Source organism: Vibrio sp. WZ-1 (genome assembly GCF_052037695.1).
Lineage (GTDB): Bacteria > Pseudomonadota > Gammaproteobacteria > Enterobacterales > Vibrionaceae > Vibrio.
Genome location: NZ_JBQEQR010000055.1, coordinates 1 through 22,391, shown reverse-complemented (window position 1 = coordinate 22,391; position 22,391 = coordinate 1). Strand labels below are relative to the sequence as shown.

Sequence of the window (22,391 nt, the reverse complement as noted above, 5' to 3'; positions counted from 1 at the left end):
ACAATCCGGCTCCTTATATGTTTGTGGAGTCGGATGATGACCGTCAAGCCAGATCGAATGAGCGCGATGCGCAATATCATTGAACAAGTGAAAGCAGAATTGCCGATTTATGAATCGGAGACCTTTGTTTGTGGCCCTGAGGGTAAATGCATTGGCTGCCCTAAAAAACTGTTGGAAATGGTCGATTCTGAGCTGAGCTATTGGGAATCTGCAATGGATCGCGGTATCACGCCTCAGTTTGATGAAATCCGCCGATTCGGCAAAATGTGCACCAGCGTACGCCGAGGTTTAATCCGCAATAACGTGCCTTTGTTGAATGCCTGACCAACACTTTTTCGACATTCTCTTAGTTACCTTGTCTTTATCAACTCGACGATGAATAAAGACAAGAAGAATCTCATGCATAAACTCTATGTCTTTACAATTTTTATTGCTTAATCATCCACTCATTATTAAGCCCGATTAAATCTCAAGCATATTTATTCAGTAAACTCATAGTAGTAGCTGGTCGTACAGAAACCAGCTACTGGTTTAGTCTACAACTAAATCTCTGCGACCAACTTTTTTAGCAAGCGAAGCATCTCATTTTGTTCTGCTGGCTCTAGCGGGCTCATCAACTCTTTGTTGACGGCCAGTGGAATTGGCAGCAAGGTTTCTTTGAGGCTTCGTCCCTCTTCCGTTAGATAAATACGGAACGAGCGGCGACTGTTTGGATCGGGATGGCGCTCTACTAAACCTAACTTCTCCAACTTGTCTAAGGTACGAGTCGTGGTCGAGTTTTCTACCTTAGATTTCGCTGCGATATCGCGCTGTGTCACGCCTTCTTCTTCCCACAAGCACATCATGGTCGGCCAAAGTGCAACGGTAAGTCCGTGCTTTTTGAGCTCGGCTTCAAATCGCTTCGCTGCATCGTGTGCAACGACATTGATCATCCAGCCAAAGCTGTCTTGTCTGTCAAACTGTTCGCTCATTTTCTTACTCTTATGATAAAGCAACGATTGCCATGGTAACCAATGTTGCAGCAACTAGCACCCCTAAAGCACGGCTTTGCGGCGCGAGATAGACAATTTTCTGTTCGGTGATGAGCGCCTGCTTGTTCATTTGGGTTTGTTTACCGGTGATCATCGCTTTCAACAAGGGTTTACCTCTTAGTTTATAAAAAAGGATCGCACCAACATGTAAGGCGATCAGTAAAGGCAAAAGATCGGCCAAGGTCAGGTGTAACCACTCAAGCCCTGCAAATACGTTGTCGTTAAGCCAAACATCGGAATACGGCCACGCATCGAATAAGCCGCCCAGCGCCATTCCCGAGATACATTGAAGCGGCAATGTCGTCAGTAATGTCGCCACCATCCAGCCGCCTGCAGGATTATGACCCACAGTCGCCGCCGATTTACCTTTTAAGTAAGTAATGACACCTTTAGGCGAGCGGAGAAACTGTCGAAACAAACTGGTTTCGCTGCCGATAACTCCCCAAGTCAATCGCCATAACAACAAAGTGAATAACGCTAACCCCAATTGAACATGGGGCCCATTGCCAGACAATCCAGATGCCATCAAGGCTATAAACAGTAAGGCTTGAGCCCAGTGATAAAGTCGCGTTGCTAAATCCCAAATTTTCATAATTACCTCGATCTTTTCTCGGTGTGATGATCTTCTTTACGGTAATTTACACAACAATAGTTGCGTATGCAATGATTGTTGTGTAAATTTATTTGCAGCCACACAGCAAGAACGAAAAACCAGGAGTATGAAATGAAAAAGATATTGGCACTGATTGCACTTTTACCGACCATCTTTGTATCAACAACAGTGTTTGCCCAAGACTTCAGCGCTCAAATTGAATCGCGTCAGAATGCATTTGAGCAAATAGAGTCCCTGTCGAAACAAGCCAGTAAGACATTGAAAGGCAGCAATACCGATTGGTTCACGCTAGAACAGATTGGTGTTGAACTCACTCGTCACAGCGCGCAACTGAAACAAGCGTTCCCAGAGGGAAGCCAAGTTGATAGCAAAGCGAAGAAAGAAGTGTGGAGCAAACCAGATAACTTCAATCGCTTGATGCTGCAAATGGATGAAGGGTTTGCACAGTTGTATCAAGCTGCGCAGAACCAACAAGTTTCATCGGCTGAGGCAGGTCTTAAGCAAGCTCAGAGTACTTGCCGAAGCTGCCATCGCGCATACCGCAGTCGTTGGTAATCAAGCGATCCACAACATTGAATTTATATTGAAGCAAAAAAGAAAATCGTTAAGTGAAAGGTAACCTTATGAAAAAACTCATTCTATTAAGCACGCTGACTGCGGCCTCTTTCTCTAGCTTTGCTGCTGATTACGGCGTGGAACTGGCTTGGAACACCAATGATTCGGAGCAGGTTCTCAAAACACTGCCAGAGCAGAAAGCCGCCTTTAGCCAACTGATCGAACAAGGTGACGTGAAAGACATGTTTGTTTTACCAAGCAGTATTGATGGTAAACCAGTACAGATTTTGCGTTTCGTGTTGTCGGCAGATAACGAAGCAGAAGTCGCCACTAAATTGCAGGACTTACCTATGTATCAGCAAGATTTGGTGAAGATCGCGAGCATTCAACCACTAGGCGCCAAATGGTTAGACAACACGCCAGAAAGTGACAACTACAGTGTGACGTTACGTTGGAAAGAGGGCATTGAGGCGTTAGAAATGGACCGTGTACTAGGAGTCGATTTGCAGCGAGTGATCAGCTTGAACAACTCTGGCTTGGTCACGTCGTCTTACATCAATACCCAAGTGTTGGAGAATGGTGTTGAGCGTCCGATTTACTCCGTCGCCGTATTGGCGAAAGATGCCCAGCAGGCGCAAAACCTGATGTACTCTTTTGAGGCGGTACAGCTTGGGTATGCGACTTTTGAGATTGAATATTTGGGTAAAAAGTTGGATATGAAAAGCTAACTAAGCCTTTATGTTTAAAGGTCTAGATACAGACGCAGCATGTCTTTGTGTTGGATACCGTTCTCCCAAATTGGTTCTGGGTAGTGGAGTAAGAAGTGATCTTTATCCACGCTCTCTACCCTGAAACCCAAACGTTGATAGTAAGTCAGTTGGTAACCAAACGTCCCCGTTCCTAATATCAACTTTTGAAAAGATTGGCCTTTTAACTCTTCAATGGCAAATCGCAATAAATCTGAGCCAATACCACGTTGTTGATGCGAAGGTGCCACTGAGACGTTCATGATTTCAGCCAGCGTTTCTGATAGCGGTAACACCACACATGCGCCAACGATCTGGTTCTCTTCCACCGCAACAAAGCTCAATGAACTGGCAAGATAGCGATTTACATTGTCTCGGTCTGGATCGGCTTCTAATAGCAAAGCCATCGGGATTTGATTTGGCGATAAGGGTTTATATTCAATCATCACAAATGCGCGGTAAATATTGGGTTCCGGTCAGTATATCGCAAAGGAAATGTTGTCTTGCTACTAGAATCAACTTACGGGTGCTTTAAGACCATTTTCTGACTCATCAGATATTTGCCGTTGGGCAGCAGCACTTCACCTAACTCGCCACAATGCTCGAAGCCAAATTTTTCATACAAGGTAATCGCTCGCCGATTGCTCTTATAAACGTGAAGCGCAATGGTGTCATAGCCATATCCCCAGCCACTTTGAATGGCGGTGGTGACTAGCTTCTTTCCTAACCCTTGGTTTCGATAGTGGCGGTCAATATGAATGCCGAGAATGCCCGTTTTAGCGAACTCTCCTCCTTCGTAGCCACACATTTCGGCCGGGAAGATTTCGATACTGCCAACTAGGCGTTTTCCATCGAAGGCCACAAATTGGGGAATGGATTCTTTTTCTACACGAGTGATTACCTCACTCAGCATCGCTTTGTCCGGCGCAGGTGAGCGTAAGTATTCGCCTTCCTCATAAACGCGATTCCAGAGCGAAATAAAGTGGTCAATGTCGTTGACTGTAATCGGTCTAATCTGCATTCATCTTCCTTGATTGGTGCATAAAGTTTAGCGGCTTAAGTGTATTTGCGTGTATGTTGATCAGGTGCGTAGTAACTCGGACAAACAACGTATTTGATTTGGGATTGGTTTGCTTGGCGCAGGGAGGTTTTTAGGGTTGAACCAAATGACGTTTAAGCCTGCGTCCATTGCTGGGTAAATGTCTTTTTCGGGCAAGTCACCAACCATGGTGAGTTGACTTGGTTCAGCGCTCAATTGCTCTGCGACCGCAAGATAAAAATCAGGCTGATTCTTGGCAATACCAAGGTTTGCAAAGCAAAAATAGCCAGAGAGGTATTGGTCGAGTCCAACTCGTTGAAAGGCTTTTTGCACATCTTCCATTGCGGAGTCTGATGCACTGGTCGCGATATAAACCTCGTGATCTTGTGTGAGCTCCGCCAGAGTTTCTTTGGCTTGAGGAACGATTTCAACGTGTTCCCAATCGCACATTTTTCCTTGTGCGTGAGGAAAATCGACCATCAAGGTGTTTCCCCAATCGAAAAGATAAATCATGTTCGAATCTCCTTTATACCCAAGTAACCTCGAGATGCTTGGTCCAGCGAGAATGACTTGGTTTGTAGACGCGGCGGCGATTTAAAGGTTTGGTGGGCCCAAATCAAGAATCGACAACAAAGTATACAAGCCAAGACAACTCGCTCTTTGGGAGCGTGTCATTGACTCGATCTCTGCTTCAAACAACTTGGAAAGAGCTGCGTTATTTTCCTTGACCTCGAATCAATGACAACGCTCTGAATCCTGCATCTTGAAGTCACTTGGGTATATCCGTACATCATATCGTCTTTTCGAAAAGGGAAGAAAAGTAAGAAAGATAAATGCGATTCACGTTAGCTTTAACGGTGAAATACGCTTAAATGCCGTGATCGTTACAAACATTTCATCATAAGACGGGAGTTGGGAACAAAGCCCAGTTTGTCGTAAAATTGCTGCGCATTGTGGTTAAACTCCATGACTTCCAAGCGGACTTGAGTTGCACCTGACTCGCGTGCCCACTGCTCAACGGCCGTCATTAAGGCTCGGCCAACGCCTTTTGACTTCTGATTTTCATCGACGACGATGGTGCCAATACGGCAAATCGGGTCTTTGATTAAAAAGCTGATGGTTTCATTTTGGGTAATGGTCGCAGTGATAAAACCAAGTGCTTGTTGATCTTCTTCTGCAATGAGTACCAATCGACCATCATCGGCCAGCGCATTTGCGAGAAAGGTTTTGTCTTCTGCAGAAGGCGGTACAAAAGTTTGTGGCGCATGACGAAAGTGAAGTTCGCTAATTTGCGTGTTTAATATAAAGAGCGCGTTGAGATCGTCGGGTGTCGCTGATCTGATTTTCATTATTGTCCCTTAGTTTCCGCCAGCAAGGTCGATGAACGAACCTGTTACATAAGTAGCCTCATCACTGAGTAGCCACGCGATGGCATTGGCCACTTCATCTACCGTGCCACCTCGCTTGAGAGGGATTTTTTCACTGAGCCTGTCGACTCGATTCGGCTCGCCGCCATCGGCATGGATATCGGTATAGATGCAGCCGGGGCGAACACCATTTACACGAACATTCTTCTCGGCCAATTCTAAAGATAACCCCTTGGTGAGAGAGTTCATTGCGCCTTTAGAGGCGGCGTAATCAACGTACTCAAACGGCGCGCCGGAGCGGGATGCCGCAGAAGAAACATTAACAATCGCATTGCCAGATTCAAATCGTTTTGCTGCTTCTCGGCAACAGAGAAAACAGCTTGTGACGTTGGATTTCATCACGGTTTGGAATCGCTCAAGACTCATGTCCGCAAGACGAGATTGAGTGAATAAGATACCAACGTTGTTGACGAGGTGAGTCACTGTGCCTAGTGCTTGTTCGGTTTGTTCAAACAATGAGAGTACCTGCTGCTCATTGGAGACGTCCGCTTTGATGGCGATGGCTTTACCGCCACTTTCCTCAATGTCACGAACAACTTGCGCGGCAGCATCGGCTTGAACGCGATAGTTAACGCATACGGCATAACCTTGTTTGGCGAGTAATTTGGCGGTCGCGGCTCCGATGCCTCGGCTTGCTCCTGTGATGATGACTACTTTCTGCAAAATACGTCCTTGTTTTTATCGTTAATATTATTTTTGTAATGAATAGAGCCTATCAGCGTACTTTTTCCCACCTATTTCATAGGCTTCAGGTATGGTTTTGACAAGTTTGAATCCGCACTTTTCCAGCACTCGCTCAGATCCAATATTGCCTTCTGTTACGGTGGCCGAAAATGTGGAAATTCTGTGTTTGTTAGTTGCCCACTCAATCACGCCGGCAAGGGATTCGGTGCCAAATTGTTGGCCATAAAATTCTGGCAGAAGTAAATACCCCACTTCCGCCGTACCGTCTTGTAAGACAAAGCCTGTGATACCAATTGGTCGCGAGCTTTGTTTTTCATAAATCACCAAACATAACCAATGTTCACTTTGCGGTGTCCATGTTGGCAGGCGTGATTCGAATTTTTGGCGCATTTCCTCTTCGGTCGGCGGGTCGAAACAGAGTGAGATGATTTGTGGATCGTGCAGTAAACGTTGGAAGTGCGACCAGTGTTTAGGTTGGAGTGGCTTTAGTGCAAGTCTTGGTGTTGTCAACATTATCTATGTCGCTCTCTTTTATGTATTTTCTCCTCAGTGTGTCACTCATTGCCATATATAATCAAGTCGTTGCATTCCTTTGTTCTATTTGTCTGACGAATGCTTTTGGAGCGAAATAAGATTTTGATAAAGTCGAATACAGAACGAAAATTACAGAATTTCATGCCTGAGACATAAGTTGTAATACACGCATGATGTGGATCAATAATCCGTACTACTAAAGAGGTAAATTACGAAAATAAATTACTAAATGTGAGAGTTTGTTTCTAATTATGTCGATTAAAAAAAGATATATCGCTTTGCTGGTTGCTGCAGGGGTTGGTGTGGGCTGGCTAACACTAGGTGGTACCGCAGCAGTGATGCATTACACATCGGACACTGAGTTCTGTCTCTCTTGTCACTCTATGGAAATCCCTTACAAAGAGTACCAAGGCTCAGTGCATTTCAGTAACGCTAAAGGTATTCGTGCAGAATGTTCGGACTGTCACATTCCGAAAGAGCCAATGGATTATTTGATCACTAAGATCCGAGCTTCAAAAGACATTTACCATGAGTTTGTCACTGGCAAGATCGACACTCCTGAGAAGTACGAAGCACACCGGTCTGAACTTGCAGAGATGGTTTGGGAGCAGTTCCGTGAAAATGATTCGGCAACCTGTCGCTCTTGTCACGATTTCGATGCGATGGAAGAGTTCGAACAATCACGTGATGCGGCGAAGATGCACGCATACGGCAAAGCGAATGACCAAACGTGTATCGATTGTCACAAAGGCGTAGCGCACTTCGCTCCAGAAGCGGAACTTGATAGCAAAGCGTTTGAAACACTCATGAGCTTCACAACCAAAACAGCAGCCGATGCGAAAGTGGTTTACCCAGTGACGTCTATCAGCATGGGCGACTTTGGTACGGTGAACCCAACAACCAAGCTGGACGTTGTGAAAGCGGAAGGTGAAAACCGCACGGTTAAGATTAACGCATTCCAAATGAAAGGCGCAGAGCAAGTGCTTTACATGGGTGAAGGTCAACGCGCGATTGTTGCGACACTATCTGAACAAGGCCAACAAGCAGTTGAAGCTGGCGAGTTTAAAGCAGACGTGTACGGCAACGAGTGGCGTCCTGTTTCTCTAACGGCAACGATTGATTCTCCAGTGGTTGATACGCTAGAACCGGTTTGGTCATACGCAGAAGAGTTGGACAACGTTTACTGTGCAACTTGTCACGCGAAAATTCCTTCAAATCACTTTACTGTGAACGCATGGGGTCCTGTAGCGAAGAGTATGGGTGATCGCACTGATATTTCAGCTGAAAACCTAGAAATTTTGACTAAGTTCTTCCAGCACCACGCGAAAGATGTGGTTGGTCACTAATAGAGAAATAGAAGGATAAGATTATGACTAATTTAACTCGTCGCGGATTTCTAAAAGGCACTGGTCTAACTGCTGGTGCTCTGGCTTTCACTTCATTGACGCCAATGAGCGCACTTGCTTCTGATAAGCGTGGTTCAGGTGTACTAACAGCGGGTCGCATGGGCCCAATGCTATGTGAAGTGAAAGACGGTAAGCTGGTTTCAACCACGAACGCATTGCCACAAACGGTACCGAATAGCCTACAAACGACAGGCCCTGACCAAGTTCATACTAAGGCTCGTGTTAAATACCCAATGGTTCGTAAAGGCTTCTTAGCGAATCCATCAGCACCTGAGGGTGTGCGTGGTAGTGACGAATTCGTTCGCGTCTCTTGGGATGAGGTTTACAAACTGATTCACGAACAACACATGCGAATTCGTAAAGAGCACGGTGCTGAGTCTGTATTCGCAGGTTCTTACGGTTGGCGCTCAAGTGGCGTACTGCACAAAGCACAAACGCTTTTACAACGTTACATGAGTATGGCTGGCGGTTATTCGGGCCACCTTGGTGACTACTCTACGGGCGCTGCACAGGTAATCATGCCGCACGTAGTGGGCTCTATCGAAGTTTATGAACAGCAAACGACTTACCCTGTGGTTCTTGAGCACAGTGACGTTGTGGTGCTTTGGGGTCTTAACCCAATCAACACACTAAAAATCGCTTGGAGCTCAACAGACTGTGCGGGTCTTGAATTCTTCCATCAGCTTAAGAAGTCGGGTAAGACGGTTATCGCTATCGACCCGATGCGCTCGGAGACTATTGAGTTCTTCGGCGACAACGCACAGTGGATCGCTCCGCACCCTATGACGGATGTGGCGATGATGATGGGTATCGCGCATACGCTTGTGAAGCAAGGTAAACACGACAAAGAATTCCTAGCGAAATACACCACAGGTTACGACGTATTCGAAGCTTACCTAATGGGTAAAGAAGACGGCGTTGAGAAGTCTGCAGAGTGGGCATCTAATATTTGTGGTGTGCCAGTTAAGCAACTTGAGCTGCTTGCTGACATCTTCAGCAAAAACCGCACAATGCTGATGGCGGGCTGGGGTATGCAGCGTCAGCAATACGGTGAGCAACGTCACTGGATGTTGGTGACGCTAGCAACTATGCTGGGTCAAATTGGTCTTCCGGGTGGTGGTTTTGGTTTCTCTTACCATTACTCAAACGGTGGTAACCCTGCACGTGATGCGGGTGTGCTTCCTGCGATTTCAGCATCACTAGGTGGCGGTTCTTCTGCTGGTAACGACTGGGCGGTTTCTGGTTCTGTTAACGCGTTCCCAGTGGCACGTATTGTTGAAGCACTAGAAAACCCAGGTATGAGCTACCACCATAATGGTCATGAGTTAACGTTCCCTGAGATCAAGATGATTTGGTGGGCAGGCGGTGCGAACTTTACTCACCACCAAGATACCAACCGTTTGATCAACGCGTGGCAAAAACCTGAGCTTATTGTTATCTCTGAACCATACTGGACAGCGGCAGCGAAGCATGCGGATATTGTTCTGCCTATCACCACTTCGTTCGAGCGTAACGATATGACCATGACAGGTGACTACAGTAACCAACACCTAGTGCCAATGAAACAAGTGGTTGAGCCTCAAGGTGAAGCGCGTAACGACTTCGATGTCTTTGCGGATATGTCAGAGCTGCTTGCTCCTGGCGGTCGTGACGTTTACACCGAAGGCAAGACAGAAATGGAGTGGTTGTTCGGCTTCTACAAAGTCGCGCAACAAGGTGGCCGTGCGCAGCGTATCGCAATGCCAAACTTCAGCAAATTCTGGGAAGATAACCAGTTGATCGAAATGAAGTGGAACGAGAAGAACGCTCAGTTTGTTCGTTATGCCGAGTTCCGTGAGAATCCAATCATGAACCCGCTAGGTACACCAAGTGGTAAGTTCGAAATCTTCTCGCGTACTATCGAGGGTTACCAACTGGAAGATTGTCCTCCACACCCAACATGGATGGAGCCAACAGAGTACACGGGTAATGCAACGAATGGTGAGCTTCAGTTAATGACGGCGCACGCGGCGCATCGTTTGCACAGCCAGTTCAACTACGCGAAGATTCGTGAAGAGTACGCGATTGCAGACCGTGAGCCGATTTCTATCCACCCAGAAGACGCAAAAGCGCGTGGCATTAAGACTGGTGATCTTGTTCGTGCTTTTAATGGCCGTGGTCAAGTTCTGGTTGGTGCATTGGTGACTGATGGTATCAAGCAAGGCTCAGTATGTATCCACGAAGGTGGTTGGCCAGATCTGGATCCTAAAACAGGCATTTGTAAAAATGGTGGTTGTAATGTTCTAACGTTAGACATTCCAACTTCTCGTCTTTCGAACGGCTGCGCGGCAAACTCTGCGTTGGTTCGTATCGAGAAATACGAAGGGCCAATCCTAGAACTAACGGCATTTACACCGCCTAAGAACGCTTAAAACCCAATGTCTAAAATGAAAGAAGCCAGCAAGTTGCTGGCTTCTTTTTTATCTATTTTTAAGACTTTTACTTGGTCGCTAAGCTAACAAAAGGCGCTTTTTTAGTAATTTGAAATGTGGGCAGCAATGTAAATACTACAGCGACAAACACCACTGAACCGATCAAATCCTCAATTCTGTGCATGCCGAGCCACAAACGGCTGTATGCTACGCCCATTGCCCACACCCACAAAGTTGCAGCAGAAAAATAGCACTTATTCTGTAAAAATAACCCACCGAAGAAGGCTAAACAGATTGAAACGAAAATCGTATGGCCTGATGGGAAAGAGTAATCCGTTTCACCTTGCCAGTGGCGAGTGCGCCATTCGCTGACTTGTTCTGAAATCTGTCCGATCATGTCGGCTTGCTGGGTTGCTTCTAGTTGATAAAACGCTTCTGGAGTTTCAACTAACTGCTCAGCTGCTAATAGTTCTGTGTAAGGACGTGGGCTTTCTGTCATCAGCTTTAAGCCTGTTTTGCTGGCAAAACCAATCACCAACAATAATCCCAACATAGCAAGCTTTGGCATCAAGTCGGTGCGAGATGGTTTAAAGCGATAAAGGGACAACACCAACAACGTCAAGGTAATTAAAAAGCCTTTACTACCTGCCGAATCTGTTAGTAGCGTAATGAAAATGCCAGTGCCATCAGAAACGTGAGAAGTAAGATCGTGATACGAGGCAAACAGAGAAAGCGGGATGATGCCAAAAATGAACAAGGCGAGCATCATCAAACCATATTTTTTTGTTTTCATAGAATGTTATATAGCAGTCGATAATAGGCGGCTATCTTACGACAATTGATGTGAAAAACTTATCAACGCTGTGTCAATTCGAATGTGAAACTGGTATTGATGTGACCCATCGCTGATGGTTGGTATTAAGAAGTGTTAAAATGCAAATGCACTCATCCGTAAGCGCTTTATTTTTCTATGGGCTGAGTCTCTAACTCATCAAACCCAACAGATATTCCGATGCTGTTTTTGGGTCTTCAGCATGGCAAATTGCTGAAACCAAAGCCAAGCCGTGAACACCTGTAATACTGAGCTGCGGGATGTTACTCTCGTTAATGCCGCCAATGGCAACAATCGGTAACGAAGTGGTCCCTAACGCCATCTTCAAACCGTCAATACCCCAGTGTTTTTTGGTGTTGGTTTTGGTTGGCGTCGCGAATATCGCACTCAAACCGATGTAATCAATTGGCAGAGAGTCCGCTTCTGCGAGCTGCTGTTCATTCTCGATGGATAAGCCGAGAATTTTGTTTGGTCCAATCAACTCACGAGCAACGGTTGCTGGCATATCTGATTGCCCGAGGTGAACCCCATCAGCATCAACTGCCAGTGCAACATCTACGCGGTCATTGATGATCAAAGGCACATCGGTATCTTTAAGGATGTCTTTGACAGCTTGAGCACGTTCGATAAATGCACGCACATCGCCGTGTTTTTCGCGGACTTGTACCATGGTCACGCCACCTTCCACGGCTTTTCTCACGACACGTTTTAGTGTGGTTAAATCTTGTTGGTCATCGGTGACCAAATATAAACGATAGGCGTTCATTCTGTTTCCTTTGGACCTCTCATCTAGATGGAATGAGAGGCCGGTATTTGATAGAGAAAAGCTTAGCTCACTTGCAGTTTTAGGCGTTTGGCCAGCGTTTCTTCATTCAACTGGTAAAGCTCATCCAACAGGTTCATTTGCAGGCTACCTGGACCGCGAGCTTGTTCCGCTGCAATCTCGCCAACAACGCCCAGTACCGCCGCTGCAGCAAGTCCGGTGTTATCACCAACAGCAGCAAAAGCGCCTGTCAGAGCCGTTAGTGTACAACCCATTCCGGTTACGTATAGCATCATCTCGTGACCGTTGTTTAGCTGCACGGTTTGCCCTTTCGTGACGATGTAATCAGTCTCGCCAGAAATCACTACGCTCGCACCATACTCTGAGACTAAGAAGTTTGCTGCGCCAAGTGCTGCGTCGCTGCTGTCTAGTGCATCGACGCCTTTGCTTTGTGCTTGCTCGCCAGCGAGAGCAATGATTTCTGAAGCGTTACCACGAATGATCAACTTGTTTGCAAGGCGTGCGATCTCACGTGATGTCTCGGTACGCAGTGAGCTTGCTCCACAACCGACAGGGTCGAGTACAACGATTTTACCATTGGCATTGGCTTGCTCTACGGCATAGCTCATACGCGGTGTCCAAACGCTGTCTAGGGTACCGATGTTGATAACCAGTGCGCCAGCGAACGACATCATCTCTGCCATCTCTTGTTTGGAGTGCGCCATGATTGGAGAAGCGCCGATCGCTAATAGTGCGTTTGCTGTGTTATTCATCACCACGTAGTTAGTGATGTTGACGACTAATGGCTTTTGCTGGCGTACTGCGGTTAATGCTTGGGTGATTTGTTCAATTAACATGAGACTCTCCGATTAATCTTGCTGAGCGTTCAGACCTTGTTGCCAGAATGCCACTTCCATACGCGTTGCGGTTTTGAATACCTGAATCAGGTTTTGACCGCGTTGGCTGTTGATATCGATTTCCGCCAATAACTGGTTAAAGTGTTCTGCCCCTTTTGCGACACCAGATTGGAACACTTCACCACCGTAGAGGTTGATCCAACTTGCGTATGGATTGCCTTCGAGTACTGTCTTTTCATCTTCAATCAGCATCTTACCGATAACGGCATAACCGATAGAGCAAGGAGCAAGTGCTGCGTAAAGATCAACAAGATCGCCCGTCATGCCAGCATCCAATACGTAGCGGGTGTAAGCCACAGTGCCGAAATCTTCTGGCTCGTTTTCTAGGTCGGATTCTGTCAGTCCCCATTGCTCACAGTAAGTCACGTGGTGGGCGATTTCAGAATCGAGCAATGCATGTACGCTTGGGAGCGCCCGGCGCATGTCATCCAAAGTACGCGCTTTGTAGATCGCTAATGCGTAAGCTCGGGCGTACTGCTTTAGGAAAAGAAAATCCTGTTTTAGGTAATGCAGAAAACAAGGCTGAGCCAGAGTGCCTTGTGCCAATTGCTGCACGAAAGCATGCTCAGTGTATTCTTGCCAATCTAGGCGGCAAGCGTCGATCAAATCTTGGTATTTCATTATGGGTATCTCGTTATCAAAAGACCCTAGGCTTAGATCCTAAGGTCAGTAGAATTAGTCAAAGCTCGGTACGTAGTCTTTCGCTTTTGGCAGTGTTTCGATGATGTTTTGTGAATACATGAATTCGGCATAATCATCGTAGCGTTTCAGATCTACTGCAGATGGACGAAGAGCGAAACGTGTTAGCGTGTCACTCCAAGCGCGTTGGTTAAGCTCGTTGTTGAGGGTGTCTGGTGAATAAGCCACGAACTCTTTCCACGACTCTTTTGGATGGTTAACGATGTAAGTGGTTGCTTGCTCTAGCGCTTTGTTGAATGCCTTGATGGCTTCTTTGTCGTAGGTTTTTGCATTGGCTACGAAGACTAACTCGTCATACGCTGGCACGCCGTGTTCTTCAGGGAAGAAGGCCTTAGCTTTATAACCTTCTAATGCAAGTTGGTTGGTTTCGAAGTTACGTAGACCGCCCCAAATCGCATCCACCTTGCCAGACGCAAGAGACGAAGACAGTGCCCAACCTACGTTAATGATTTGTACGTCAGAAAACTTCACGTTCTCTTGAGCTAGCATGGTGCCGATTGTCGCTTCTTCGTTGCCTGCGATCGCAATACCTATCTTCTTGCCTTTCAAGTCGCCAAGGTTTTCATTCTTACCGTTGTCCAACACCATCAGCGTGTTGAGTGGCGTAGCAATCAAAGTCGCAGAGCGGATTAGTGGCAAACCAGCTGCGACATCGATAGTTAGGCTCGGTTGGTATGAAATCGCCATGTCGACCTTGCCAGCAGCGACCAACTTAGGTGGTGTGCTTGGATCTGCAGGCTCTTGAATGTTGACCTTCAAACCTTGTTCTTTGAAGTAACCGCGCTCTTTGGCAATCACGATAGGACCATGGTTTGGATTGACGAACCAATCCAACATCAGTGTCATCTCTTTTTCAGCGGCAAGGACGTTGGTTGATACCACTGAAGCGAGTAGAGCAGCAGCGCTCATAAGTTTTTTTTTATTCACGGGGCTTTTCCTTTCTTTCCCAATTTCCTTTGGTTATTTTCGGCAATTACTTGCTTTCCCAAGGGATGGCTTTTTTCAATAATTTATCGGTGATGAAGTAGAGTGCGATAGACAGCACGGCGAGGATAAACAGCGCCGCAAACATCTCATCAATGATCATGCGAGCGTTAGCTTGGAGCATCAGGTAACCCAAGCCTTCACTTGAACCTACCCACTCACCGACCACTGCTCCAATTGGCGCAATAACGACGGCAACACGAATACCTGAGGCTAAAGTTGGTAGTGCGGCTGGCAATTGAATATGACGAAGTAGCTGCCATTTAGACGCGCCCATGGTCTTGGCAAGATCGAGGTAACCTGTTGGTGTATTGCGTAAGCCGTCGTAGCAACATGTCGTGACGGGGAAAAAGATGATGATCGCTGCCATGACTACTTTCGATGCAATGCCGTAACCGAGCCAAAGCATGAGCACTGGCGCGATGGCGAACACAGGGATCGCTTGGCTAGCAATCAGAATAGGCAGTAACCAACGCTTCAGTGGCTCAAACATCAGCATTTGCAATGCGAACAGCAAACCCATCGATAATCCAAGCGCCAAACCAAGTAAGATTTCTTGCGCGGTAACCCAAGTATGTTTAAGCAAGACATCGTAACGAGTGACTAATCTATCCAGCACTTCAATTGGTGAAGGTAAGATGAAGCTTGGCATATCGAATACCACAACAACCAACTGCCACAATCCCAAGATCACCGCTGTGCTGATAACTAAGCGCAGAGCTGGATGGGTCACGCGTTCTTTTTTACTAATACGTGCCGAAACGGAGTTGTACTGAGTCATATCACTCATAGTCTTTCTCCAATTGATCCAAAATCGCTTGTTGTAGCGCCGCGCACTCTCCATCGAGAACTCGTGGCGGCTTGGAATCCGGAACAACCAAGTGCTGAGCTTGTGCAGGTGTGCCTTGCAGTACATAGAGTTGGTGAGCCAATCGCACCGCTTCTTGTGGGTCGTGGGTAATCAGAACAACCGTCTTATCTTTCAATAATTCGGCAGATAAGGTTTGCAACTTATGGCGAGTAACCGCATCCAACGCAGAGAAAGGCTCATCCATCAGAACTAGAGGCTTGTCTTGCATCAGAGTGCGAGCAAGGGCAACACGTTGTCTCATGCCGCCAGAGAGCTGAGCTGGCTTAGCATCCGCGTAATCGGCGAGTCCCACTTGGCTGAGTAAAGTCAGTGCACGTTGTTTATTTTGTTCTGGTGCTTGGTCTTGAGAAAATCGAGAACTTAGGCAGACGTTGTCTAACACATTTAACCACGGCAGCAACAAGTCTTGCTGCGCCATGTAGGCAATACGCTTGTGTAAGGTGATGCCATCCGTGGTGGTTAACTCGCCATGCCATTCGACTTTGTCGTCTAACAACCCAGCTAGATAACGAAGGATCGTCGTTTTTCCGCAACCACTGCGACCAAGTAACACCGTCCATTGATTAGCAGGGATGGTCATACTCAACCCTGCTAATGTTGGTGTTTGGCTGTCTTTGTATTGCAGACTTGCTTCGGTAAGCTGAATGCCGAGTGCATTAGCGCACATGCGTGTGACCTGCAAAAAAATGGTTCACAGGACCATGACCTTTACCGACATCCAATTCGTCAGCGTGTGCGATAGCTTGGCTGATGTACTGCTTACCTAGGTGCACCGCTTTGTGCAGGTTGTTGCCTTGACCAAGGTAAGACGCGATAGCAGAAGACAGTGTGCAGCCTGTGCCATGGGTGTTTTTGGTTGGAAAGCGTTTAGCGCTAATCAGTTCAGAGCTGTCTGGCATGATCAGTAGATCGTTGCTGTTTTCGTCCTTTTCCAGATGACCGCCTTTTAACAGCACCGCTTTTGCCCCTAATGCGCGCAAGTCAGCAATCATATCGTTCATTTCAGACTCTGATTGAGGAACTGGTTTACCTGTCAATGCAGCACCTTCAGGTAGGTTAGGGGTAATGATGTCTGCGAGCGGAATCAATTCTTCTTTTAAAGTGCTGATTGCCGACTGTTCCAGTAATAGATCGCCGCTGGTGGCCACCATGACAGGGTCAATCACGAGGTGTTTTGGCTGGTATTGTTTAATTTTGTTGGCAACGACTTTGATGATGTTGGAGTCGGCTAACATGCCCACTTTGACTGCAACGATGTTGAGGTCGGTAAATACCGAATCGAGTTGGCTCTCTACATGGTCGAGAGGAATGGGGAAAATCGCAGAAACGCCTTGGGTATTTTGCGAAGTGATTGCGGTAATCACCGAACAAGCAAAACTGCCGGTTGCGGACATCGCTTTTATGTCGGCTTGAATGCCTGCGCCGCCACCGCTATCAGAACCTGCGATCGTCAACACAATGGGTGTGTTTGATGAAGTTGTTTTTGGTTGTGTTGATGGTTTTTCTTGGCTTGACTGCTGCGCCATGGTCGCTCCTATTACAGACGTATAGGAACTGACTTGGCCATCGCAAGGAAAGATCGGTGATCGGATCCATTGAGGCTAGCTGCGACGATAAAACTCAAGCAGGCTAGTAGCAAAGTGATGATAGTTCCCTACGTCAGTGCTAACTGAATCAGGTTCAACGGGTCTCGAATTTCGATCTCAGCCGATGCATAAACTGCAAGGGCCCCCCGACTATTTCGTCAAGATAATAGCAGTTCACTCAGTTACGGTGCACGTGTTTTTTCATAATAAGAGAGAGTCATCATTTAAATATGAGAACTGGATTCTCTTCGTAATTAGAGCTCCAGCGTTGTTAACTGCGCTTACTTGCCCAATCACATAGGCTAACTATGCTCATGGGACTCTTTCGCTTGTTGTCTAGCTGGAACCCTAATTACTTTGTGAATCCAACAACAATGTGGTGGCAGAATTTAGTGTAAATGACGTGCTGCATTGAAACTGGCAGTCCAAGACACTATCTAATAGTGATATATCGACATAATACGTAACGGATCGTTCTTTGATTTAGCAAGGATTAGTACAAAACAAGGTTAAAAAAGTGTTAACATTTAACGCGTTGCCAATATGTCTTTGAGTCATCCGATTTAGGTCATGATTTTAATAAACAGGGTCTAACTCAAAGATGGGGAAGGCTAGGACGATCAACGAGCAAGGAGATTTCATGCTTAATTCTGTAACAGCGAAAGCGGTGATCGATCATGCCCTCTTTTTAGGGGCTGATTTCGCTGAGCTATTCGTTGAACATCATCAAACCAACACTGTCCAGATCGCATCTGGTGAGGTGGATAAGGTTAACTCGGGTATCGATTTTGGTATCGGTATTCGTCTCTTCTTCGGTCATAAAGTGCTTTACGGTTACACCAACAGCACCGATGAAACCGAACTAAAACGCGTAACATCACTGCTTGCTGCAAAAGACAAGCGTGAGCAAATCGCATCAGTTGGTTCTCTCAATCTGAACCGCTACCCAATTCAACATGGTTGTCGTATGCCACTTGGCAAAGACGCGAACCTAGATTCTAAAATTGCTTTCCTATTGCAAGTTGACCAAGCAGCACGTGCAGAGAGTGAACATATCAGCCAGTTCATCGGCAGCGTGCTTCAGCGTGAACAACAAGTGTCTATCTTCAACTCAGAGGGTTTACACGTAGACGATACTCGCCACTATATTCGTGTTGCTGGTAATACTGTCGCGCAAAAAGGTAATGAGCAATCTTCTGGTATGGAAGGCCCTGGTGCACTTGCTGGTTGGGAGTTCAGTGAACAACTTGATGCGAAAGAGCTAGGTCAAACTATCGCGCAGCAAGCGCTAGTAAAACTTGGCGCGGATGCTTGTCCATCGGGTGAAATGCCAGTGGTAATTGGTAACGGCTTTGGCGGAGTAATCTTCCATGAGGCGTGTGGCCACTTGCTAGAAACCACTTCGGTTGCGAAGAAAGCTTCAGTATTCCACGACAAGATGGGCGAAATGGTTGCTCACACCGCAGTGAATGCAGTCGATGATGGCACCATGACCAACGAATGGGGCTCGATTCATGTTGATGACGAAGGCATGAAGACTCAGCGCACTCAATTGATCAAAGACGGTAAGCTAACCAGCTTTATGGTCGATAAAATGGGTGGCATGAAGACAGGTTACGAACCTACTGGTTCTGGTCGTCGTCAAAACTACAAGTTCGCACCAACCTCGCGTATGCGTAACACCTTTATCGAAGAAGGCGAGCATTCACTTGATGACATGCTGGCAGGCATCGAGCGTGGTATCTATGCGAAGAAGATGGGCGGTGGCTCGGTTCAACCGGGTACGGGTGAGTTTAACTTTGCTGTTCGTGAAGCTTATCTCATTGAAAATGGCAAAATCACCAAGCCTCTGAAAACAGCAACGCTGATCAGCACGGGGCCAAAAGTGTTGAAAGAAATCAGCATGGTTGGTAAGGACATGGCGCTTGCGCCGGGCATGTGTGGTTCCGTGAGTGGTTCAGTGCCAACAACAGTCGGTCAGCCAACGTTGAAAGTCGATAACATTCTGGTAGGAGGCGGTAACTAATGAGCCAAGAACAACAACTTCTTAATGCGGTTGATTACGTCCTATCAGAAGCAAAACGCCAAGGTGCAGAAGCGGACGTCATTGTAAACCGCAACAGTAGCTTTTCTTTGAAAGCGAACCAAGGAAAGCTGGATGAGTACAAAGTAAGCTCAAGCCAAGTTCTGGGTGTTCGTGTTGTGAAAGATGCGCGCGTTGCAACAAGCTATTCTGAGTCGCTAGAGCAACCAAGCTTAGATTTGATGTTGACCAACGCACTGCAAAGCGCTCGCTTTTCCAAGCAAGATGAACATCAGACTATTAACTGCGTGAACAGCCAAATCGCGACTGATGTTGCTGAGATTGCGCAAGAAGATACAACTTCTGTTGACGAAAAAATCGAACTGTCTCTCGCTCTTGAGCAAGGCGTAGTGGCTTTGCCTCACGCTTCTAGCGCACCTTACAATGGTTACAGCGATGGCGAAACACAGCTGATCATTGCCAATACTCAAGGCACATTGTGTCAACACTTCGAGCGCTCGTTCACTTGTTACGCGTATACCTTGTTTGAAAAAGACGGCAAACAGTCAATGGCGGGGAGAATGTCACTGGGTCGCCGTTTTGATGAGTTGAATCCAGCTTACTGTATCGAAGGTGGCTACAACCTTGCTCGTGATCTTCTTGAAGGCGCACCGGTTGCGACAGGTAACTACCCTGCTATTTTCCACATTAATGCGCTAGCAAGTTTATTCGGTGCTTTTGGCAGTGCTTTCTCTGGCGTAAGCGCGATGAAAGGCATTACGCCACTGGGTGACAAGCTTGGTCAACGTGTTGCGAGTGATTTGATTACCTTTACTGATACGGCTTACATGCTAAATGGTATGGCAATCGCGAGTTTTGATAGTGAAGGCTTCGCTACTCAAGATAATGTGATGATTGCTAATGGTGAGTTGAAAACCTTGCTACACAACAGCCAGACCGCAAGTTATTTGGGCGCAGTCTCGACAGCAAGTGCCGCTCGCGGTGCAAAATCGAGCCTAGACGTATCAGCGAATCACAAAGTGATTGCGACAGGTAACAGCAGTGCGTCAGAAGTAAAAGCGGGTGAGTACCTAGAGTTAGTCGAACTTCAAGGTGTCCATTCTGGCGCGGATGCAGTGAGTGGTGATTTCTCATTTGGTGCGAGTGGTTTCTTGTGCCGTGATGGTGAGCGCATTCAACCAGTACGTGGTATCACTGTAGCGGGTAACTTCTACAAGATGCTGCAAGAAGTTGAGGCAGTAGGTGATACTCAGCTGATTAACGATAGCCGAACTTTCTTCTCGCCAGACGTTCGCTTTGCTCGTTTGAGCATTGGCGGTAAGTAAACTTAGCATTCCTATAGAAACAAAAAAGAGGACTCAATGGAGTCCTCTTTCTTTTATGGAATGATTAACTCGCGAGAATTAAAATTCACGGATGTCCAACTCATTGTGGATCAATACCACACACTGAGAAGCGAAAAGCATCTTAGGACCTAGGCTGATCTTCTCTGTGCCAAGGCGCTTTAAGCTGTTAAAAGACTTCTTCGGCATCGGAATATGGTCAGTTAGCAAGAAACATGGGTTTCCACCGATTTCTGCATCACGAACAAATTCGCCTTTTTTATCCAACATATATAGTTGGTGATCTTCTGCCAGTTCTTGCACTAGGCGTTCAAAGCTGACTGTACGAACGGTGATTCCAGGTTCGACTTCACGAAGTTGCTCTTTGCCCATACCAACCGAAGCATCCAAAGCGCGAGCCACTGCTGCAATCAAGGTTGACTCATGGAAACCGCCAATGTTGGTGATGTCGTTGGAGCGAATAGTAATGGTGCGTGAGAAATCTTTTGTGCTTTCTAAAACCAAGTGAACAACCACATCTTCACGGTGTGATTGAGCAACGAACATAGTGTTCATCATAGTATGAGCAAGAATCTCTGTATGCGCTTCATTACCAACACCTTCTAACAGTGCTTTGCTGGTGGTTGGCGCCGCGCGAGCTCGTAAAACAAAAGAGCGCATGAATTTAGCCTCTATATAAGAAGAGTGAATGCGCGGAAGTATATACCCAAGCAGGGAAGGGATGCGAGTTTAATAGCAAATGTGAACTTACTTACAAAGCTTCGATTGTCGTGCGGAGTGTGCTGGTTAGAATAGAGGCAACCTGTTAGGAGCGGTATATGGAAATCAAAAAAATAAACAAACAAGTCTATAGAAAGAAGGTCAACTTAGTGATTGGTGGCTTTGTTGCCTTGCTTGCTATCTCTTCTCTTGCTTTTAGTACGCTATTGATCGTTTTGTTCGGTAATACAGATGTAGTACCTGAACAGTCGACGGGGAACTTTCATTGGAACTTAATTGGTGTTGTACTTGCCTTAGCTACTTCACTGTCTTTGTTGAACCAATTCAAAACACGCCTTTATATGGAAGAAGTGTTGTATGTCTGGAAACTCAAGCAACTGCACAACAAGATCTTTCGCAAACTGAAAAGCATTAAAGCCGCTTCTGCTGAGCACGACGTAAAAGCGCTGACGATACTTAAGTTCTACTATATGACTCAAAGTCAGGTGTTTGAGTTAGACAACAACACATTAACGATGAGCAGTGTAAATAAAGAATTAGAGGCAATTGAGCGAATCGAAGCGACGAAGTCACTGGGTCTGGATATCGCGAGCTTTGAAGAATCTTGGATAGACACATATTGATTGCCTATTTGCTACTTGCAGTTAACAACTAAGTGCTAAAAATAAGCGTTTGAGTGAGATTTCATCACTCAACGCTTTTTTTTAAGTTTTTTTCTAAAAAAGGGTTGCCAAGAAAAATCATCTCCCTATAATGCGCCTCCGTTGTCAGGGCAAAGCGGAAACGCAAAAGCGGTTGGCAATGAGGCGAAAGAAAAGCTTCTAAAAATTAATTTAAAAAAGTGTTTGACACTAAGAATTAATTCCTTAGAATACGCCTCCGCTTCGATAGCAAAGCTTACGAAGCAAGCTCTTTAACAATATAGACCTATCAATCTGTGTGGGCACTCGTTGGTGATAATCCAATTAGATATTTCTTTTTTAACGGAAAGCGGTATCAAATTAGGTTTCAATGAAACGAAGTGACCATTGAATCGAAAGATTCAGCACAGTCAATTCATTATCGTTCTGTTGGAACGATAATAGCTTTAAAATTACATTAGTAGTTTTGAAGTCAGTATTCATTGAGCCGAACAAAATCTTAAATTGAAGAGTTTGATCATGGCTCAGATTGAACGCTGGCGGCA

General features: G+C 46.2%; 26 protein-coding genes and 1 riboswitch. Of the genes, 8 read left to right on the top strand and 18 right to left on the bottom strand.

What is annotated here, in order from left to right:
* The first annotated feature begins 36 nt into the window (after nt 1–36).
* Nucleotides 37–324: a hypothetical protein gene (locus ACTS60_RS05045; protein WP_009706824.1), complete on the top strand. Its 288-nt coding sequence runs from the start codon at nt 37–39 to the stop codon at nt 322–324.
* 218 nt (nt 325–542) lie between these two features.
* Here ACTS60_RS05045 and ACTS60_RS05040 read toward each other — a convergent pair whose 3' ends face one another.
* Nucleotides 543–971 (bottom strand): MarR family winged helix-turn-helix transcriptional regulator, encoded by a 429-nt coding sequence (locus ACTS60_RS05040; protein ID WP_071235850.1) that lies wholly within the window; start codon nt 969–971, stop codon nt 543–545.
* Between the two features lie 10 nt (nt 972–981).
* Nucleotides 982–1,623: a cytochrome b/b6 domain-containing protein gene (locus ACTS60_RS05035; RefSeq protein WP_440887371.1), complete on the bottom strand. Its 642-nt coding sequence runs from the start codon at nt 1,621–1,623 to the stop codon at nt 982–984.
* Nucleotides 1,624–1,755: 132 nt separating this feature from the next.
* On the opposite strand from ACTS60_RS05035, the gene ACTS60_RS05030 reads away from it, so the two are divergent.
* Nucleotides 1,756–2,199, top strand: coding sequence for a c-type cytochrome (locus ACTS60_RS05030; protein WP_440887370.1), 444 nt, complete (start codon nt 1,756–1,758; stop codon nt 2,197–2,199).
* A gap of 68 nt (nt 2,200–2,267) precedes the next feature.
* Nucleotides 2,268–2,927: a hypothetical protein gene (locus ACTS60_RS05025; protein ID WP_440887369.1), complete on the top strand. Its 660-nt coding sequence runs from the start codon at nt 2,268–2,270 to the stop codon at nt 2,925–2,927.
* Nucleotides 2,928–2,941: 14 nt separating this feature from the next.
* Here ACTS60_RS05025 and ACTS60_RS05020 read toward each other — a convergent pair whose 3' ends face one another.
* From ACTS60_RS05020 to ACTS60_RS04995, 6 genes are all read right to left on the bottom strand, one after another.
* Complete coding sequence (locus ACTS60_RS05020) at nt 2,942–3,391, bottom strand: GNAT family N-acetyltransferase (RefSeq protein ID WP_440887368.1); 450 nt, start codon at nt 3,389–3,391, stop codon at nt 2,942–2,944.
* A 74-nt stretch (nt 3,392–3,465) separates the two neighbouring features.
* A complete protein-coding gene (locus ACTS60_RS05015; RefSeq protein WP_440887367.1) occupies nt 3,466–3,966 on the bottom strand; it encodes an N-acetyltransferase family protein in 501 nt (166 codons plus the stop codon).
* A 60-nt stretch (nt 3,967–4,026) separates the two neighbouring features.
* On the bottom strand, nt 4,027–4,497 hold the full coding sequence (locus tag ACTS60_RS05010) for an HAD family hydrolase (protein ID WP_440887366.1): 471 nt from the start codon (nt 4,495–4,497) through the stop codon (nt 4,027–4,029).
* Nucleotides 4,498–4,868: 371 nt separating this feature from the next.
* Nucleotides 4,869–5,333, bottom strand: a complete 465-nt coding sequence (locus tag ACTS60_RS05005; RefSeq protein WP_440887365.1) for an N-acetyltransferase family protein — start codon at nt 5,331–5,333, stop codon at nt 4,869–4,871.
* Between the two features lie 9 nt (nt 5,334–5,342).
* The gene (locus ACTS60_RS05000; protein WP_440887364.1) at nt 5,343–6,074 is read right to left on the bottom strand and encodes an SDR family oxidoreductase; all 732 of its coding nucleotides are present in this window, start codon (nt 6,072–6,074) and stop codon (nt 5,343–5,345) included.
* Between the two features lie 27 nt (nt 6,075–6,101).
* A complete protein-coding gene (locus ACTS60_RS04995; protein WP_440887363.1) occupies nt 6,102–6,608 on the bottom strand; it encodes a GNAT family N-acetyltransferase in 507 nt (168 codons plus the stop codon).
* 272 nt (nt 6,609–6,880) lie between these two features.
* Here ACTS60_RS04995 and ACTS60_RS04990 point away from each other — a divergent pair, with 272 nt between their 5' ends.
* Nucleotides 6,881–7,975: a NapC/NirT family cytochrome c gene (locus tag ACTS60_RS04990; protein ID WP_440887362.1), complete on the top strand. Its 1,095-nt coding sequence runs from the start codon at nt 6,881–6,883 to the stop codon at nt 7,973–7,975.
* Nucleotides 7,976–7,998: 23 nt separating this feature from the next.
* Complete coding sequence (locus tag ACTS60_RS04985) at nt 7,999–10,446, top strand: molybdopterin guanine dinucleotide-containing S/N-oxide reductase (RefSeq protein ID WP_440887361.1); 2,448 nt, start codon at nt 7,999–8,001, stop codon at nt 10,444–10,446.
* Nucleotides 10,447–10,513: 67 nt separating this feature from the next.
* On the opposite strand, the gene ACTS60_RS04980 is transcribed toward ACTS60_RS04985, so the two are convergent.
* The 8 genes from ACTS60_RS04980 to thiD all read right to left on the bottom strand — a co-directional run bounded on the left by ACTS60_RS04980 (nt 10,514) and on the right by thiD (nt 17,038).
* Nucleotides 10,514–11,239 carry a phosphatase PAP2 family protein gene (locus ACTS60_RS04980; RefSeq protein WP_440887360.1) on the bottom strand — a complete coding sequence of 242 codons (726 nt, stop codon included), beginning with the start codon at nt 11,237–11,239 and terminating at the stop codon, nt 10,514–10,516.
* A 190-nt stretch (nt 11,240–11,429) separates the two neighbouring features.
* Nucleotides 11,430–12,044 carry a thiamine phosphate synthase gene (gene thiE / locus ACTS60_RS04975; protein WP_440887359.1) on the bottom strand — a complete coding sequence of 205 codons (615 nt, stop codon included), beginning with the start codon at nt 12,042–12,044 and terminating at the stop codon, nt 11,430–11,432.
* 62 nt (nt 12,045–12,106) lie between these two features.
* Complete coding sequence (gene thiM / locus ACTS60_RS04970) at nt 12,107–12,898, bottom strand: hydroxyethylthiazole kinase (RefSeq protein ID WP_440887358.1); 792 nt, start codon at nt 12,896–12,898, stop codon at nt 12,107–12,109.
* Between the two features lie 12 nt (nt 12,899–12,910).
* Entirely contained in the window at nt 12,911–13,579 is a 669-nt protein-coding gene (gene tenA, locus ACTS60_RS04965) for a thiaminase II (protein ID WP_440887357.1), read from the bottom strand.
* A 54-nt stretch (nt 13,580–13,633) separates the two neighbouring features.
* On the bottom strand, nt 13,634–14,584 hold the full coding sequence (locus ACTS60_RS04960) for an ABC transporter substrate-binding protein (protein WP_440887356.1): 951 nt from the start codon (nt 14,582–14,584) through the stop codon (nt 13,634–13,636).
* Nucleotides 14,585–14,630: 46 nt separating this feature from the next.
* Nucleotides 14,631–15,431 (bottom strand): ABC transporter permease, encoded by an 801-nt coding sequence (locus ACTS60_RS04955; RefSeq protein WP_050918773.1) that lies wholly within the window; start codon nt 15,429–15,431, stop codon nt 14,631–14,633.
* Complete coding sequence (locus ACTS60_RS04950) at nt 15,424–16,179, bottom strand: ABC transporter ATP-binding protein (RefSeq protein ID WP_017189900.1); 756 nt, start codon at nt 16,177–16,179, stop codon at nt 15,424–15,426. Before ACTS60_RS04950 ends, ACTS60_RS04955 begins: the two co-directional genes overlap by 8 nt.
* Nucleotides 16,169–17,038 (bottom strand): bifunctional hydroxymethylpyrimidine kinase/phosphomethylpyrimidine kinase, encoded by an 870-nt coding sequence (thiD, locus tag ACTS60_RS04945; RefSeq protein ID WP_440887355.1) that lies wholly within the window; start codon nt 17,036–17,038, stop codon nt 16,169–16,171. Before thiD ends, ACTS60_RS04950 begins: the two co-directional genes overlap by 11 nt.
* Nucleotides 17,039–17,146: 108 nt before the next feature.
* Nucleotides 17,147–17,257, bottom strand: a riboswitch (TPP riboswitch).
* Nucleotides 17,258–17,738: 481 nt separating this feature from the next.
* On the opposite strand from thiD, the gene ACTS60_RS04940 reads away from it, so the two are divergent.
* Nucleotides 17,739–19,124 (top strand): TldD/PmbA family protein, encoded by a 1,386-nt coding sequence (locus tag ACTS60_RS04940; RefSeq protein ID WP_440887354.1) that lies wholly within the window; start codon nt 17,739–17,741, stop codon nt 19,122–19,124.
* Nucleotides 19,124–20,467, top strand: a complete 1,344-nt coding sequence (locus ACTS60_RS04935) for a TldD/PmbA family protein (protein WP_440887353.1) — start codon at nt 19,124–19,126, stop codon at nt 20,465–20,467. Before ACTS60_RS04940 ends, ACTS60_RS04935 begins: the two co-directional genes overlap by 1 nt.
* A gap of 78 nt (nt 20,468–20,545) precedes the next feature.
* Here ACTS60_RS04935 and trmY read toward each other — a convergent pair whose 3' ends face one another.
* Complete coding sequence (gene trmY, locus ACTS60_RS04930) at nt 20,546–21,145, bottom strand: tRNA (pseudouridine(54)-N(1))-methyltransferase TrmY (protein WP_005374282.1); 600 nt, start codon at nt 21,143–21,145, stop codon at nt 20,546–20,548.
* 158 nt (nt 21,146–21,303) lie between these two features.
* Between trmY and ACTS60_RS04925 the strand changes: the two genes are divergently transcribed.
* Nucleotides 21,304–21,828, top strand: coding sequence for a DUF3087 domain-containing protein (locus tag ACTS60_RS04925; protein ID WP_440887352.1), 525 nt, complete (start codon nt 21,304–21,306; stop codon nt 21,826–21,828).
* Nucleotides 21,829–22,206: 378 nt separating this feature from the next.
* Here the strand turns inward: ACTS60_RS04925 and ACTS60_RS04920 are convergent.
* The coding region (locus ACTS60_RS04920) for a hypothetical protein (RefSeq protein WP_440887351.1) at nt 22,207–22,391 on the bottom strand (185 nt) is incomplete at its 5' end.